13 protein-coding genes and 1 pseudogene are annotated in these 15,594 nt (G+C 75.0%); 8 read left to right on the top strand and 6 right to left on the bottom strand.

Translation table 11 applies throughout. The features are described 5' to 3' along the window. Positions 1-10: 10 nt before the first annotated feature. Together ACQ614_RS09550 and ACQ614_RS09545 are read left to right on the top strand one after the other, a co-directional pair. Positions 11-523, top strand: a complete 513-nt coding sequence (locus ACQ614_RS09550) for a hypothetical protein (RefSeq protein ID WP_431677999.1) — start codon at positions 11-13, stop codon at positions 521-523. A 40-nt stretch (positions 524-563) separates the two neighbouring features. After that, on the top strand, positions 564-1,217 hold the full coding sequence (locus tag ACQ614_RS09545; RefSeq protein WP_431677998.1) for a class F sortase: 654 nt from the start codon (positions 564-566) through the stop codon (positions 1,215-1,217). A 12-nt stretch (positions 1,218-1,229) separates the two neighbouring features. Here the strand turns inward: ACQ614_RS09545 and ACQ614_RS09540 are convergent, their stop codons facing one another. Then, a complete protein-coding gene (locus ACQ614_RS09540; RefSeq protein ID WP_431677997.1) occupies positions 1,230-2,117 on the bottom strand; it encodes an alkaline phosphatase family protein in 888 nt (295 codons plus the stop codon). A gap of 189 nt (positions 2,118-2,306) precedes the next feature. Between ACQ614_RS09540 and coaE the strand changes: the two genes are divergently transcribed. Beyond that, positions 2,307-2,897, top strand: coding sequence for a dephospho-CoA kinase (coaE, locus tag ACQ614_RS09535; protein WP_431677995.1), 591 nt, complete (start codon positions 2,307-2,309; stop codon positions 2,895-2,897). A gap of 89 nt (positions 2,898-2,986) precedes the next feature. On the opposite strand, the pseudogene ACQ614_RS09530 reads toward coaE, so the two are convergent. The 5 genes and pseudogenes from ACQ614_RS09530 to ACQ614_RS09510 all read right to left on the bottom strand — a co-directional run bounded on the left by ACQ614_RS09530 (position 2,987) and on the right by ACQ614_RS09510 (position 8,329). Next, positions 2,987-4,230 (bottom strand): annotated as a pseudogene (locus tag ACQ614_RS09530) (RNA polymerase sigma factor). 5 nt (positions 4,231-4,235) lie between these two features. Beyond that, a complete protein-coding gene (locus tag ACQ614_RS09525) occupies positions 4,236-4,598 on the bottom strand; it encodes a YciI family protein (protein WP_431677994.1) in 363 nt (120 codons plus the stop codon). 131 nt (positions 4,599-4,729) lie between these two features. Then, entirely contained in the window at positions 4,730-7,066 is a 2,337-nt protein-coding gene (locus ACQ614_RS09520; RefSeq protein ID WP_431677993.1) for an FtsX-like permease family protein, read from the bottom strand. Between the two features lie 4 nt (positions 7,067-7,070). Beyond that, a complete protein-coding gene (locus ACQ614_RS09515; RefSeq protein ID WP_363491201.1) occupies positions 7,071-7,829 on the bottom strand; it encodes an ABC transporter ATP-binding protein in 759 nt (252 codons plus the stop codon). Next, on the bottom strand, positions 7,826-8,329 hold the full coding sequence (locus ACQ614_RS09510; protein WP_431677992.1) for a PadR family transcriptional regulator: 504 nt from the start codon (positions 8,327-8,329) through the stop codon (positions 7,826-7,828). The genes ACQ614_RS09515 and ACQ614_RS09510 overlap by 4 nt, the downstream gene beginning before the upstream one ends. A gap of 167 nt (positions 8,330-8,496) precedes the next feature. On the opposite strand from ACQ614_RS09510, the gene ACQ614_RS09505 reads away from it, so the two are divergent. The 5 genes from ACQ614_RS09505 to ACQ614_RS09485 all read left to right on the top strand — a co-directional run bounded on the left by ACQ614_RS09505 (position 8,497) and on the right by ACQ614_RS09485 (position 15,571). After that, the gene (locus ACQ614_RS09505) at positions 8,497-9,738 is read left to right on the top strand and encodes an ABC transporter substrate-binding protein (protein WP_431677991.1); all 1,242 of its coding nucleotides are present in this window, start codon (positions 8,497-8,499) and stop codon (positions 9,736-9,738) included. 228 nt (positions 9,739-9,966) lie between these two features. After that, a complete protein-coding gene (locus tag ACQ614_RS09500) occupies positions 9,967-11,661 on the top strand; it encodes a glycoside hydrolase family 13 protein (RefSeq protein WP_431677990.1) in 1,695 nt (564 codons plus the stop codon). A 348-nt stretch (positions 11,662-12,009) separates the two neighbouring features. Beyond that, complete coding sequence (locus ACQ614_RS09495) at positions 12,010-13,347, top strand: ABC transporter substrate-binding protein (protein WP_431677988.1); 1,338 nt, start codon at positions 12,010-12,012, stop codon at positions 13,345-13,347. Between the two features lie 11 nt (positions 13,348-13,358). Further along, positions 13,359-14,657: an ABC transporter permease subunit gene (locus tag ACQ614_RS09490; RefSeq protein ID WP_431677986.1), complete on the top strand. Its 1,299-nt coding sequence runs from the start codon at positions 13,359-13,361 to the stop codon at positions 14,655-14,657. Then, complete coding sequence (locus ACQ614_RS09485; protein ID WP_431677985.1) at positions 14,654-15,571, top strand: carbohydrate ABC transporter permease; 918 nt, start codon at positions 14,654-14,656, stop codon at positions 15,569-15,571. Before ACQ614_RS09490 ends, ACQ614_RS09485 begins: the two co-directional genes overlap by 4 nt. Positions 15,572-15,594 lie beyond the last annotated feature (23 nt).

Genomic DNA, 15,594 nt, shown 5'->3' with positions numbered 1-15,594 from the left:
AGGAGGACAGATGTCGGTTGGGACGAGAGCGGGTGCAGCCGCCGCCGTGGCCTGCGGAGTGCTCGCGATGCTCACCGCAGGCGCCGCCGCCGCACACGCCGACGGCGGCACGGCGACACCCATCAAGGGCCGTACCGAGGGCGGCAGTCTGGAGCTCGTGAACGGCGACATCGTCGCCTGCGCCGGAGTCGGCGACGTCCGTGTGGCGCAGACCCAGGGCGGCGAGCGCATCCCGGGAGCCCCCGGCACCAGCTTCACCACCCCCGCCGGAACGAAGGTCGTCACCAAGAGCGCCGGGACGGTCGAAGTGACCGTCGGCAGCGCCTCCGCGGTCATCACCTGCGGCCCGGAGCTGTTCCCGACCACCAATGCGCCCGTGCCCAAGGGCCCCTCCCTCGCCGGAGGCGGGGGAGGCGTCCTTGGTGCCGATCCCGTCGAGACCGCCGCCGGAGGGGCCCTGCTCGCGGCCGGCCTCGCCGGCGGCACCCTCGCGCTGCGCCGCAGGCGCCCGTCCCGGGCCTGACGGGCCCAGCGCGAGAAAGGCGCCGACGGTGCGACGACCCATGACCCGCGCGGCCCGTGCAGGCCTCGCCACGGCCACGGCCGCCGCAACCGTCGGCGCCTGGCTGGTGGCCGACGGCACGCACACCGAGGCCCCGCCCGCGCCCGCCGCGGCCGACGCCCGGCCCGCGGACACCCGCCCGACACCCACCGGCCCGACCCCCGGCGCCTCCCGCGCCGCGGCCGGGCAGGCGGCGATGCCCTTCTCCGTACCGACCCGGCTGCGCATCCCCGCGATCGGCGTGGACGCCCCCGTCACCGGCGTCGGCCTGGACCCGGCGGGCGGACTCGAGGTGCCGCCCGCGACCGACCGGAACCTCGCCGGCTGGTACCGCCTCGGCGCCGCTCCCGGCAGCGCCGGCAACGCCCTGCTGGTCGGCCACGTCGACACCGACCGCGGCCGCGCCGTCTTCTGGGCGCTCGGCTCCCTGCACCGCGGCAACACCCTCGACGTGCAGCGCGCCGACGGCGCCACCGCCCGCTTCGAGGTCGACGCCGTCGAGGTGCACCCCAAGAACGGCTTCCCCGACGACCGGGTCTACGGCGCCACCGCCCGGCCCGAACTGCGGGTCATCACCTGCGGCGGCGGCTACACCCGCGCCACCGGCTACCAGGGCAACGTGGTGGTCTACGCCCACCTGGTGCAGGCGCTGTGACGTGACGATCCGTCAGGCAACCGGGACCGGCTCGGCGGCCGGGGTGAACGGACGGCCGTCCAGGGTCCAGTGCGGGTCGGGCACGATCTCCAGCGCCGCGTACACGTGCGCCGCCACATCGGTGTGGTGCAGCGGCAGCACCGGCCCGCCCGGGACGATCCCCGGGCCGCACGCCGCGATCCACGCCGTGCGCTCCAGCTCGGTGCGCCCGCCGTGGCCGCCGCCGTCGAGGTGCCCGTGGTCGGTCACCACGATCACCGTCCACTCCTCCCCGGCGTACCCGGCGCGGCTGCGGACCGCCGCCAGCAGCCGGCCGAGCCGGGCGTCCGCGGTCTCCACCGAGCGCCGGTACTCCTCGCCGCAGCCGAGGAAGTGCGCCGTCTCGTCGACCGCGCCCAGGTAGACGAACGAGGCCTGCGGATCGTCGTCGCTGCGCCCCAGTACGTACTCGGCCTCCGCGGTCACCCGCTCGTCGCAGACCTCCCACGCCTCCGGGGTGTCCTCCAGCGGCGCGATGTACGCCAGCCGCCCGGGCGCCGCGAACAGCGGGCCGCCGCTGCGGGCCAGGAACAGCGGCTCCCAGCCGCCCGCCGCGAAGGTCCGGCGCCGGTGCACGGCCGCCAGCCGGGTGGTGAAGTCCGGGAAGACGTCCAGCCGGTTGCCGCCGAAGTGGTTGCCGAACACACCGTGCTTGGCCACCCCGACACCCGTCACCACGGTCGCCCAGCACGGCCCGGACATCGTCGGCGTCGCCTCGTCCACCTGCACCCCGGCGAGGAAGCCCGCCGCGGCCACCGCGTCCAGGTGCGGGGTGTGCAGCGACGGCAGCAGGTCGAGCCGGACGCCGTCGATGCCGACGACCAGCACCCGCCTCGGACCGGCAGGCCAGGTGGGGGACATCGGTGCTCCTCTCGGGTGGGACGGTCCCCGGCACCCTAACCAGCGCCGAACGTCCCACCTGCCCGTTCGCGCCCCGGGCGGCAGGGAATTCGCCGTACCGCCGCCGGATGTTCGACCCGCGTTCCCCCGGCCGCGACCGGCCGGGGGAGCGACCGACGGCCACAGGTGACCGGGCGGTAGCCTGGCGCCATGCTGAGGATCGGACTGACTGGCGGGATCGGCGCGGGCAAGAGCGAGGTGTCGCGGCAGCTCGCGGCACTCGGCGCGGTGATCGTGGACTCCGACCTGATCGCCCGCGAGGTGGTCGCCCCCGGCACCGACGGACTGCGGGCCGTTGCCGCCGAGTTCGGCCCCGGGGTGCTCCAGGCCGACGGCTCGCTCGACCGGCCCGCCCTCGGCCGGCTGGTCTTCGGCGACCCCGACCGGCTCGCCGCCCTGAACGCCATCGTCCATCCGCTCGTCCGCGCCCGCTCCGCCGAACTCGAAGCCGCCGCAGGGCCCGACGACATCGTGGTGCACGACGTGCCGCTGCTCGCCGAGAACGGGCTCGCCCCGCTCTACGAGAAGGTCGTCGTCGTCGACGTGCCCGACGACGTCCGGCTGGAGCGGCTGGTGCAGTTGCGGGGCATGGCCGAGGACGAGGCGAAGGCCCGGATGGCCGCCCAGGCCACCCGCGAGGAGCGCCTCGCCGTCGCCGACATCGTCATCGACAACAGCGGCTCGCTGGACGCCCTGACCACCCGCGTCCACGAGGTCTGGGAGCAGCTGGGCAACCGATAGGGGCGCGGGACTGCGGGGGACCACCCCACGCACCCACGAGTGGTCGCCCCGGCCCCGGAGTTGCGCAGTTTCCCGCGCCCCTGCCGGCCTCAGGCGAGGGCCTCCAGACTTCGGGCGCGGGCCGTGAGGTGGCGGCGCTCGGGTGCCCCGGCCGTCCGGGCCGCGGCCTCCCGGTACGCCTGCGCGGCGGCCTCCCGGTCGCCCGCAGCTCCAACAGGTGGGCACGGGTCGCGAGTACGCGGTGGTGGCGGGCCGTCCGCCGGTCCGCCCGGAGCACCTCCACCAGGTCGAGTCCGGCATCCGGGCCGTGGACCATCGCCACCGCGACGGCCCGGTTCAACGTGACCACCGGGTTCGGCCCGAACCGCTCCAACAGCTCGTACAGCACGAGGATCTGCTGCCAGTCGGTGTCCTCCGTGCGGCCCGCCTCGGCGTGCACCGCGGCGATCGCCGCCTGCACCTGGTACGGCCCGGCCTCCCCGCGCGGCAGCGTACGGCCGATCAGGTCCAGGCCCTCGGCGAGGAGCCGGCCGTCCCACCGGCCGCGGTCCTGTTCCGCCAGCGGCACCAGGCCGCCGTCCGCCGAGGTACGGGCCGGCCGGCGGGCGTCCGTGAGCAGCATCAGCGCCAACAGCCCCGCCGTCTCGGCGTCCTGGGGCACCGACCGGTGCAGCAGACGGGTGAGCCGGATCGCCTCCGCCGACAGCTCCGGCACCGTCAGATCGGCGCCCCCGCTCGCCGTGTACCCCTCGTTGAAGATCAGGTACAGCACGTGCCGGACGTCGGCCAACCGCTCCGCCGCCTCCGCCCCCTCGGGCAGCGCCAACCGGGAGCCCTCGGCCCGCACCGCCTGCTTCGCCCGGCTGATCCGCTGCGCCATCGTCGCCTCCGGCACCAGGAACGCCGCCGCGATCTGTGCCGTCGTCAGACCGCCGACCGCCCGCAGCGTCAGCGCGATCCGGCTCGGCGCGGACAGCGACGGACGGCAGCACAGGAACAGCAGCGCCAGCGAGTCGTCCAGGTCCGCGGCCGGGGCGGTGTCCGCGGCGTGCGACAGCAGCGCGGACTGCGGGGTGGCCAGTGCCAGCGCGTCCTCCCGGCGGCGCCGGGCCGCCTCACTGCGCACCTGGTCGACCAGCCGCCGGGAGGCCACCGTCACCAGCCAGCTCCGCGGGCTGTCCGGCACCCCCTGCTCCGGCCACTGCACGGCGGCGGCCAGCAGTGCCTCCTGCACCGCGTCCTCGCAGGTGTCGAAGGTGCCGTAGCGGCGCAGCAGCGCGGCGAGGACCTGCGGCGCCAGCTCGCGCAGCAGGTCCTCCACCTCGTGGGGCACGCGGATCACAGGTCCGCCCGGGACTCGTGCAGGACCGGCCACAGCTCCACCGGATCGACGTCGGCGAACGGCATGTCGGCGGCGATCTGCTGCGCCCGCTCCAGGTTCTCGCAGTCCAGCAGGTAGAAGCTGGCGATGTACTCCTTGGTCTCCAGGTACGGGCCGTCGGTGACGGCGGGGGCGCCGTCCTTCCGGCGCACCAGCTGCGCGGCGGCGGCGTCCGCGAGGCCGTACGCCCCGAGCAGTTCGCCGCTCTCGCGGTACTTCGTGTTGAACGCCTCCTGCTTGGCGATCGCCTCCGGCCACGCCTCGGCGGGGAAGGAGTCCCACTTGGCCTGGTTGCCGTAGATCATCGCGACGTACTTCATTCCGGGTGTCCTCCCCGTCCTGCGTGCCCCTGCGGCACGCCGTCACCCATCAGTCGGAGCGGGACACCGGTCCTCGACATCCGGTCCCAAAGTATTTCGGACAACCGCCCGGGGCGCGGAGGAATACACAGTCAGATGCGGTGGAGGGCCTCGCCGGCGGGTTCGCGGGCGGCGCGGAGGGCGGGGAGGGCGGCGGTCCCGGCGGCGGCCGCCACCGCGGCGAGGACGAGGGCGGCGAGGGCTGCGGCGGACGGGGTGTGGGCGAGGCCGGCGCCGACGCCGGTGGCGGCGCCCTGGGCGTCGATGAGGGCGAGGGCGAGAGGCACACCGACGGCGGTGCCGAGCAGGGCGCCGAGCAGGGCGACGGTGGCGCAGCGGATCACCACGAGGGCCATGGCCTGCCGCGGGGTGAGGCCGATGGTGCGCAGCAGGGCGAGGTCGCGGCGGTGGGCGCGCAGTGCGGCGGCGGCGACGGTGAGCAGTTCGGCGAGGGTGATCAGGGCGAGCAGGGCGACCAGGCCGACGACGGCGGCGCGCAGGGTGGCGAGGCCGGTGAAGGGGGCGCTGGTGGGGCGGACGTCGAGCCGGCCGGGGAAGGCTGCGGCGAGGGCGGCGGAGACCCGGTCGGGGTCGGCGCCGGGGTGCAGGGTGATCGTCCAGTAGTCGGGCTGCGGGTCTGCGGTGGCCGCGTCGGCGAGGGTGTCCAGGGTGGTGGAGACGATGCGTCCGCCGCGGTCGGGTTCGACGACGCGTCCGACGACGTGGAGGATGCGCGGGGTGCCGTCGGTGGTGACGCGGGCCCACTGGCCGACGTGGATGCCGAGCAGGTCGAGGGCGCCCTGGCCGGCGACGGCCTCGTTGACGGCGCGGACGGGTCGGCCCTCGACGACGTCGAAGGGGTAGGGGCGGCCGGTGGTGCCGAGGGCGCGCAGGGTGACGGTGGCGGACTGGCCGGGGGCGAGGGCTTCGCGTTCGGCGCCGGGGTGGACGCCGGAGACGGCGGGGTCGGCGGCGAGGGCGGCGGGCAGCGGATCGGCGGGTCCGGCGGCGCGGACGGTGAGGGTGGCGGGGGAGCCGGCGGTGGCGGTGCGGCCGAGGCCGTCCAGGGTGGACCAGGCGGTGAGGGCGAGGGTGCAGGCGACGACCGGTACGGCGATGCGGACGGCGGCGAGCGCGGTGCGGCTGCGGCCGCGGACGGCGCCGCGGACGCCGAGCACCAGGGCGGGCGGCATCCGGCGGAGCAGGGCGAGCCGGGCGGGGCGGGGCGGGCGGTCCGTGGCGGGTTCGCCGTCGGCGGGCGGGACGGCCGGGACGCGGGCGGCTCGCAGGGCGGGCAGGGCGGAGGCGAGGGCGACGGTGAGCAGGCAGGCGGGGGCGGCGAGGACGGCGAGCGGTCCGCTGCCGAAGACGGCCTGCCAGAGCGACCAGGGGGTGGTGGAGACGCCGGGTTCGGGGGCGAGGGCGGGCAGCAGGGCGGCGGCGGTGAGGGCGCCGATGCCGCCGAGGAGGAGTCCGGCGCCGGCGAGCAGCAGGTGCTGGAGGACGAACATCCGGGTGATGCCGGCGGGGGTGAAGCCGAGGGCCTTGAGTGTGGCGATGTCGCCGAGGCGGGCGCCGATGCGTCCGGCGGCCGCTCCGGCGACGGCGAGGGCGGCGGCGGCGAGGGCGGCGAGTCCGCATAGGCCGAGCAGCAGGCCGGCGGGCCGGCTCTCGCGTTCGTGGGAGTCGCGGGCGTCGGTCCAGGTGGCGACGCGGGTGACGGTGTCGCCGCCGAGGGCGGTGACGGCGCGCTGGGCGGTGTAGTCGGCGTCGACGGGGTGGGCGAGGCGCAGGCCGACGGCGTGGCCGCGGCGTTCGGCGGCGGGTTGGACGGCGTCGAGGGTGCCGGGCAGTACCCAGGCGAGGCCGGGCCGCAGGTCGGGGTAGCGGGCGCGGTCGGGGCTGTCGGCGATGCCGCGGACGGTGACGGTGTGCACCTGGCCGTCGGGGCCGCGGAGGGTGAGCAGGTCGCCGGGGCGGGCCCAGGCGGCGGCGGCGAGGGAGTGTTCGAGGACGATGCCGTCGGGGTGGGCGGTGTCCAGCCAGCTGCCGGAGGAGGGCAGCGGGGTGGAGACGGCGGGCGGCTGCGGGTCGGCGGCGCGCAGGGCGAGGGGGAGGGCGGGGCCGGTGACGGGCCGCCCGTTGCGGGCGGTGACGGTGGCGGTCGCGGTGGGGTAGGGGCCGGCGATCGCGGTGACGCCGGGCAGCAGGGCGAGTGCGGTGTCGGCGTGTTCTGTGCGGGTCTCGATCCACACGTGGGCGCCGTCGGCGCGGGCGAACTGGCGCTGCCAGGGCCCGGTGACGTTGTTGAGGAGGGCGCCGGCGAGCAGCAGCGCGGCGGAGACGCCGGCGGTGGCGAGCACGACGAGCAGGGCGGGCAGCCGGTTGGCGGCGAGGTCCGCGCGTATCCAGCGGAGGGCGGCGCGCACGGGATCAGCCGCCCAGGTCGAGGACGTCGCCGACGCCGCGGGCGGGCGGGGTGTCCGTGACGCGGGCGTCGTCGGTGATCAGGCCGTCGAAGAGGCTGACCACGCGGTCGGCGCTGCTCGCGACCCGGGCGTCGTGGGTGACGAGCACGATGGTGCGGCCGCGGGCGTGGTGGCGGGTGAGCAGGGCGAGGACCTCGCGGGCGCTGCGGCTGTCGAGGCTGCCGGTGGGTTCGTCGGCGAGCAGCAGGTCGGGGTCGTTGACGAGGGCGCGGGCGAGGGCGGCGCGCTGGCGTTCGCCGCCGGAGAGGGCGGCGGGGGAGGCGGCGGCCCGGTCGGTGAGGCCGAGGTCGGCGAGGAGTTCCTCGCGGCGTTCGCGGGCGGCGCGGGCGCTCTGGCCGGCGAGCAGGGCGGGCAGTTCGACGTTGTCGGCGACGGTGAGGTCGGAGACGAGGTTGCCGGTCTGGAAGACGATGCCGATCCTGCGGCGGCGCAGGACGGCCCAGTCGGCCTCGCGGAGGGTGTCGACGCGCCGGCCGTCGAGGTGGATCTCGCCGGCGTCGGGGCGCCGCAGGCCGCCGAGGAGGTGGAGCAGCGTGGACTTGCCGGCGCCGGAGGGGCCGGTGATCGCCACGAAGTCGCCGCGTTCGACGGTGAGGTCGACGCCGCGGACGGCCTTCACCTCGGCGCCGCCGCGCCCGGCCCGGTGGGTCTTGACGAGCCCCGTGGCGCGCAGCACCGGGACGGCGTTGTCCTGGCCTGTCACGTGAGTTCCTCCTGGCAGCGCTCCAGCCAGTCGAGGTCGGCCTGCAGGTGCAGGACGGCGCCCTCGATGAGGAGCTGGGAGACCTGGTTTCCGCGTTCCTCGGCGGCCATCCGGTTGAGGCCGCGCATGACGTTGAGATAGTGCCGGCGCTGGTTGTTGATCAGCGTCAGCCGGTCGGCCAGTTGCGTCTCGGGTGCCAGGATGAGTTTGAGGAAGAACTCGTCGCGGACCCTCGGCCCCTCGGTGGGCTCGGTGAGCCACTTGGCCACCTCCTGGCGGCCGGTGTCGGTGATGGCGTAGACGCGCTTGTCGGGCTTGCCGTCCTGGGCGACGTCCCGGCCTTCGATGAGGCCGGCCTTCTCCAGGCGTCCGAGGGTGACGTAGACCTGGCCGATGTTCGCACGAGGGTACGCCGCGCCGAAGGTCTGCTCAAGGGCCTGCTTCAGCTCGTATCCGTGGGCGGGCTCCTTGGCGAGCAGCGCGAGCAGCGGTAGCCGCACTCGGACCCTCCCCTCCCTTCTTCGCCCGGCATACTCTGTGGTCATTGGCGTGTCGTCCGGCCGGTCCCGAGGGTCCGGCAAGGTCACACGGTACGCGAGGCAGACCGTCTGGCCCATCGGCGGGCGGAGTGGAGGTCGGTGCGGTGCGCCGTCGGAGTCTTGGGAAGTTGGCGGGGCTGCTGGCCGGTGTGCTGCTGGCGGGCGGGTGTTCGCTGCCCGACGGGGATGCGCAGCGCGGCGACGAGTCGGGGATCGGGCCGGTCACGCTGGTGACCGGCCGGGACCGGGCCGGGTATCTGCAGGGGCTGTTGGACAGTTGGAACACCGGCCATCCCGGGGAGCGGGCGACGCTGGTGGAGCTGCCGGACGCGGCGGACGAGGTGCGTGCGCAGCTCGCCGAGGGGCTGGCCCGGGGCAGCGACCGCTTCGACGTGGTCAACCTGGACGTGGTGTGGACGGCGGAGTTCGCGGAGAAGGGCTGGATCGCGCCGCTGGACGCGGCGCAGGCGCCGACCGGTCCGCTGCTGCCCGCCGCGGTGGGCACCGGGCACTGGCACGGGAAGCTGTACGCGGTGCCGTTCACGACCAATGTCGGCCTGCTGTACTACCGCAGTGACGTGCTGGCCGCGGAGGGTGCGCAGCCGCCGCGCACCTGGGCCGAGTTGGAGCGGCTCGCGCGGGAGGCGGCGCCGCGGCACGGTCTGGACGGCTACGCGGGGCAGCTGTTGCCGTACGAGGGCCTGACGGTGAACGTCGCGGAGGCGGTCGGTTCGGCGGGCGGGCGGCTGCTGGACGACCGGGGTGCGGTCGCGGTGGACGGCCCGCAGGCCCGGGCGGGGCTGGAGTTCCTGTCGCGCGGGGTGCGGGAGGGCTGGATCCCGCGGGCGGCGCTCGGTTACCGCGAGGAGGAGTCCCGGCAGGCGTTCCAGGACGGGCGGCTGCTGTTCCTGCGCTGCTGGCCGTACGCGTACCCGCTGGCGGAGGGGCCGGGGTCGGCGGTGGCCGGGAAGTTCGGGGTGGTGCCGCTGCCGGGGCCGGACGGGCCGGGCACCTCGGTGCTCGGCGGTTCGGACCTGGCGGTCAACGCGGGTTCCCGGCACCAGCGGACGGCGCGTGAGCTGATCCGCTTCCTGACCGGCCGGGACGTGCAGCGCCGGGTGCTCACCGAGGGCGGTCTGCCGCCGGTGTGGGCGGACCTGTACACCGACCCTGAGCTGGTGCGACGCTATCCGTACCTGCCGGCCGTCCGGCAGGCGCTGGACGGCGCGGTGCAGCGGCCGGCGTCGCCGGAGTACCAGCAGCTGAGCCTGGCGGTGAGCGCGGCGGCGTACGACGCGCTGCTGGGCCGCAGTAGTGCGGACGAGGCGGTCACGCGGATGGCCGCAGACCTCAAGGCGATCACCGGCTGAGGCCGATCCCGACCCGACGAGGGCCCAGATACTTACTTGTTAAGTATCTGGGCCCTCGACTTTTGCCCTCATCTATAAAGTTTTGTCTGTGTTTACGGCATGCGGGGGCTCTGGACTCATCCCGTCTACCTACCTAACATGCATGTATCCCCGCCGCCCGGGACGGCGCGAGCGGGGACCGTGCTCCTCCGCGGCGCCGCTCCGCCGTGTCCTCCCTGAAGGTGACGAATGCTCACGTCCCCCACCCCGGGCGACCCGCCGGCCACCCCCGGCCGCGCCCTGCTCACCGCCCCGCCGGCCGCCGGCCCCGACCGCCGCTGGTGGCGGGACGCGGTCGTCTACCAGGTCTACCTCCGCAGCTTCCAGGACTCCGACGGCGACGGCGTCGGCGACCTCGCCGGCGTCCGCACCCGCCTCCCGTACCTCAAGCGCCTCGGCGTGGACGGCATCTGGCTCAACCCGTTCTACGCCTCCCCGCAGCACGACCACGGCTACGACGTCGCCGACCACTGCGCCGTCGACCCGCTGTTCGGCAGCCTCGACGACTTCGACCTGCTCGCCGAGGACTGCCGCCTGCTCGGCCTCAGGCTCATCCTCGACGTCGTGCCCAACCACTGCTCCCGCGAGCACCCGTGGTTCAGGGCCGCCCTGCGCGCCGCACCCGGCAGCCCCGAGCGCGCGCTCTTCCACTTCGCCGACGGCCGCGGCGAGGGCGGCGAACTGCCGCCCAACAACTGGCGCGCGATGTTCGGCGGCCCCGCCTGGACCCGCATCCGCGAGGCCGACGGCAGTTGGGGCCAGTGGTACCTGCACCTGTTCACCCCCGAGCAGCCCGACCTCAACTGGCGCCGTCCCGAGGTCGCCGCCGAGTTCGAACGCATCCTGCGCTTCTGGCTCGACCGCGGCGCCGACGGCTTCCGGATCGACGTCGCCGCAGGCCTGTTCAAGCACCCCGAACTGCCCGACTCACCCGACCCGGAGGCCGACGAACGCACCCGCGACTCGGTCAACCCGCTCGCCTGGAACCAGCCCGAGGTGCACGGCATCTGGCGCCGGTGGCGGGCCGTCTGCGAGGAGTACACCGCCCGCGACGGCCGCCAGCGCCTCCTCGTCGGCGAGGCCTCCGTGCCCACCGCCGCCGAACAGGCCGCCTACCTGCGCCCCGACGAACTCCACCAGGCCTTCTTCTTCCACCTGCTGCACGCCCCCTGGGACGCCGCCCACTGGCACCGGGTCGTCGACGACGCCGTCCGCGACATCGCCGCCACCGGATCCACCGTCACCTGGGTGCTCAACAACCACGACCAGGTCCGCACCACCACCCGCTTCGGCGCCGACGACCCGCTCACCGGCGCCGCCCGCGCCCGCGCCGCCGCCCTCCTCATGCTCGCACTGCCCGGCGCCGCCTACCTCTACCAGGGCGAGGAACTCGGCCTCCCCGAGGTCGAGGACCTGCCAGACGAGGCCCTCACCGACCCCATCTACCACCGCACCGGAAACCGCACCGGCATCCGGGACGGCTGCCGCATCCCGATGCCCTGGTCCGGGCAGGAGCCCCCGTTCGGCTTCGCCCCCGAGGGCGCCAAGCAGCCTTGGCTGCCGCAGCCCGTCCACTTCGCCGCCCACACCGCCGAACGCGCCCTCGCCGACACCGGCTCCGCCTGGCACCTCTACCGCGAGGCGCTCCACCTGCGCCGCGTCCTGCCCCAGCTCGGCGAAGGCACCCTGCGCTGGATCGACACCCCGCCCGGTGTCCTCGCCTTCGTCCGCGGCGACGGCCTGATCTGCGCCGTCAACTTCGGCGACGAACCCGCCCTGGCCCCCGTCGACGGCGAACCGCTGCTCGCCAGCGGCCCCTGCCCGCCCTGCACCCTGCCCGCGGCCACCGCCGCCTGGTGGATCGCCGGCAACGCCAAACTCTGACGCATCGTCACCACCGTTCCGGCACACCCCCGGACGGGCCGCGCGCCCACACCCGCGGCCCCGGCCGCCCCGGACCTCACCGGTGCGGCGGCCACCGGCCCGCCCCGCGGCTCCCACCCGCCCCCGCGGGACGGGCCACCCCCTGAAACGTCCGCGCGACCTGCCTCCCCGCGCGGCGCCGGCCGCCCACACGGCCGAGCCCGCCCCGCCGCCCGCTGCGCCACGCACCTGCGCGGCGGCGGGGCGGGCACCCACGACACTCCTCCACCGGCAGACCGGCCGCCCACGGCCGGCCCCACCCCCGCACGGCTCCCGGCCCCGGCCGGGAGCCGACGAGAGGACACCACCATGCGATTCCTGCGAACGGCCACCGCCCTGGCGGCCACCCTCGGACTGGCCGTCACGGCCACCGCCTGCGGCAGCTCCGGCACCGCCGGCGACAACGCCGCCGGCAAGACCTCCGCCAAGCCGCTCGACGGGCAGACCGTCAGCGTCGCCGCCGCCTGGACGGGCGTCGAGCAGAAGAACTTCCAGAAGGTGCTGGACGCCTTCAGCGCCAAGACCGGCGCCAAGACGGTCTACATCTCCACCGGTGACAACGTCTCCACCCTCGTCGGCAGCAAGATCGAGGGCGGCGACCCGCCGGACGTCGTGATGATGCCGCAGCTCGGCGTCCTCCAGCAGTTCGCCCGCAAGGGCTGGCTGGAACCGCTCGCCCCCGCCGTTGCCGACAGCCTGAACCGCGACTTCGCCAAGATCTGGGCCGACTACGGCACCGTCGACGGCAAGCTCTACGGCCTGTACTTCAAGGCCGCCCACAAGTCCACCGTCTGGTACAGCCCTTCGGCCCTGGAGACGGCCGGCGTCAAGCCGCCCGCCACCTTCGACGAACTGCTCGCCGCCGGCCGCGCCGTCTCCGACTCCGGTCTGCCCGCCTTCTCCGTCGCCGGCGAGGCCGGCTGGCCGCTCACCGACTGGTTCGAGAACATCTACCTCTCCCAGGCCGGCCCCGACAACTACGACAAGCTCGCCAAGCACCGGATCCCGTGGACCGACCCGACCGTGGTCGCCGCCCTCACCACCCTCGGCAAGGTCTTCGGCGACCCGCAACTCGTCGCCGGCGGCGGCAAGGGTGCCCTGCAGACCGACTTCCCCGAGTCCGTCCAGGCCGTGTTCGGCGACAAGCCCGCCGCCGCCATGGTCTACGAGGGCGACTTCGTCGGCGGTGTCATCTCCGGCGAACTGAAGAAGAAGGTCGGCGAGGACGCCAAGTTCTTCCCGTTCCCGGCCGTCGGCGGCGGGAAGCCCCCGGTGGTCGGCGGCGGCGACGCGGCCGTCGTCCTCAAGGACGCCAAGCACAGGGACGCCGCCCAGCAGCTGCTGGCCTACCTCGCGAGCCCCGAGGCCGGCGAGGTCTGGGCCGGCGCCGGCGGCTTCCTCTCGCCCAACAAGGCCGTCAAGCCCGCCGCGTACCCGGACGACACCACCCGGCAGACCGCCGAGTCGCTGATCGCCGCCGCGGACGGCTTCCGCTTCGACCTCTCCGACCAGGCGCCCGCCGCCTTCGGCGGCACCCAGGGCAGCGGCGAGTGGAAGCTCCTGCAGGACTTCCTGGCCAACCCCGCCGACGTCAACGGCACCGCCCAGCGCCTCGAAGCCGCCGCGGCCGCCGCGTACAAGGGCTGACGGACCGAACCATGAGGACACCCACCCGTCCCCGGAGCTCCGGCGCCGCCCTGCGGCGCCGGGGCCTGGCCCTGGTCTTCCTGCTGCCGGCCCTCGCCCTGCTCGGCGCGTTGGTGCTGTACCCCATCGGCTGGTCCGTGGTCCGCAGCCTCTTCGACGCCTCCGGCACCGGCTTCGTCGGACTCGGCAACTACCGGGCCGCGTTCGCCGACGACGCCACGCTCACCTCGCTGCGCAACAGCGCGATCTGGGTGGCCGTCGCCCCCGCCCTGGTCACGGCCCTCGGCCTGGTCTTCGCCGTGCTCACCGAGAAGGTCCGCTGGGGCACCGCGTTCAAGCTGCTGGTCTTCATGCCGATGGCGATCTCCTTCCTCGCCGCCGGCATCACCTTCCGGCTCGTCTACGAGCAGGACCCGCAGCGCGGCGTGCTGAACGCCGCCGCGGTCGCCGTCCACGACACCTTCGACCCGGACCCGTCCTACCCCGGCGCCCGGCCCCGCCCCGGCGGGCCCGCAGTCGCCCCCGACGGCTCCGTGCGCACCGCCGCGGCCGGACCGGGCGCCGCCGTCACCGTGCCGCTCGTCGGCATCAAACCGGCCACCCTGCCGGCCGCGGCCAGGCCCGCCGCCGCACCCGCCGACGGCGGCGGCGTCCACGGCACCGTCTACCTCGACGTCACCCCGGGCGGCGGCACCCCCGGCACGGTCGACCCGGGGGAGCGGGGGCTCCCCGGTCTCACCGTGAACCTCCTCGACGGCGGGAAGGTCGTCGCGGTCACCACCACCGCGCCCGACGGCTCCTTCCGGTTCGCCGGGCACCCGCGCGGCACGGTGGAGCTGCCCGCCGCGAACTTCGCAGCCCCCTACCGCGGCGTCGCCTGGCTCGGCCCCGGGCTCGTCACCCCGGCGATCATCGGCGCCTACATCTGGATCTGGGCCGGCTTCGCGATGGTGATCATCGCCGGCGGCCTCGCCAACCTCCCCCGGGAGACCCTGGAGGCGGCCCGGATGGACGGCGCAGGCGAATGGCAGATCTTCCGCCGGATCACCGTGCCGCAGCTCGCCCCCGTCCTCGGCGTGGTCCTGGTGACCATGGTGATCAACGTGATGAAGATCTTCGACCTGGTCTTCGTCATCGCCCCCGGGCCCGTCCAGCAGGATGCCGGCGTCCTCGCCCTGCGCCTGTGGCTGGTCTCCTTCGGCGGCGGCAACGACCAGGGCCTCGGCAGCGCCCTCGGCGTGCTCCTGCTGCTGCTCGTGGTACCCGCCATGGTCCTCAACATCCGACGTTTCCGGAGGAGCACACGATGACCGAGCTGCTCTCCCGCGCCGCCTCCGACCCGGCCCCGGCGCCGGCCCGGACCGGCCCGCCGCGGCGTTCCCTCGCCGCCCGGCTCGGCGCCCGCACCCGCAGCGGCATCGTCCAGGCCGTCCTGCTGGTCGCCGCCGCGCTGTGGCTGATGCCCACCGTCGGCCTGCTCGTCACCTCGCTGCGGCCCAAGGAGGACAGCGCCGCCTCCGGCTGGTGGACGGTACTCGGTGCACCCGCCCGGCTCACCCTCGACAACTACACCGCGCTGCTCGACGGCGGTCAGGTGGTCGGCGCGTTCTGGAACACGGTGCTCATCTCGGTGCCCGCCACCGCACTCACCGTCGCCCTCGCCGCGCTCGCCGGATACGCCTTCGCCTGGCTGGACTTCCCCGGCCGGGACTGGCTCTTCCTGGTGGTGGTCTGCCTGCTGGTCGTACCCGTGCAGATCGGCCTCATCCCGGTCGCCCGGCTGCTCGGTGCCGTCGGCCTGTTCGGCACGGTCCCCGGCGTGGTGCTCTTCCACGTCGCCTACGGGCTGCCGTTCGCCGTCTTCCTGCTGCGCAACCAGTTCCTGGAGATCCCGCAGGAACTCCTGGAGGCCGCCCGGATGGACGGCTGCGGCGAGTGGACGATCTTCCGCAAGCTGGCCCTGCCGCTCGCCCTGCCCGCCCTCGCCTCGCTGGCGATCTTCCAGTTCCTGTGGGTGTGGAACGACATGCTGGTGGCGCTGGTCTTCGCCGGCAGCGACTCCCAGCCGCTCACCGTCCTGCTGCAGTCCCAGATGCGGCAGTTCGGCAGCAACCTGGACGTGCTCGCTCCGGGCGCGTTCCTGTCGCTGCTCGTGCCGGTGATCGTGTTCTTCTCGTTCCAGCGCTACTTCGTGCAGGGCGCCATGGCCGGCTCGGTCAAGTAGCCCGCCGGCGGCGCCCGTACCCC

The sequence above is a fragment of the Kitasatospora dryopteridis genome (assembly GCF_050749075.1).
Classification (GTDB): Bacteria; Actinomycetota; Actinomycetes; order Streptomycetales; family Streptomycetaceae; genus Kitasatospora.
This window is presented reverse-complemented; position numbering and strand designations above follow the sequence as displayed.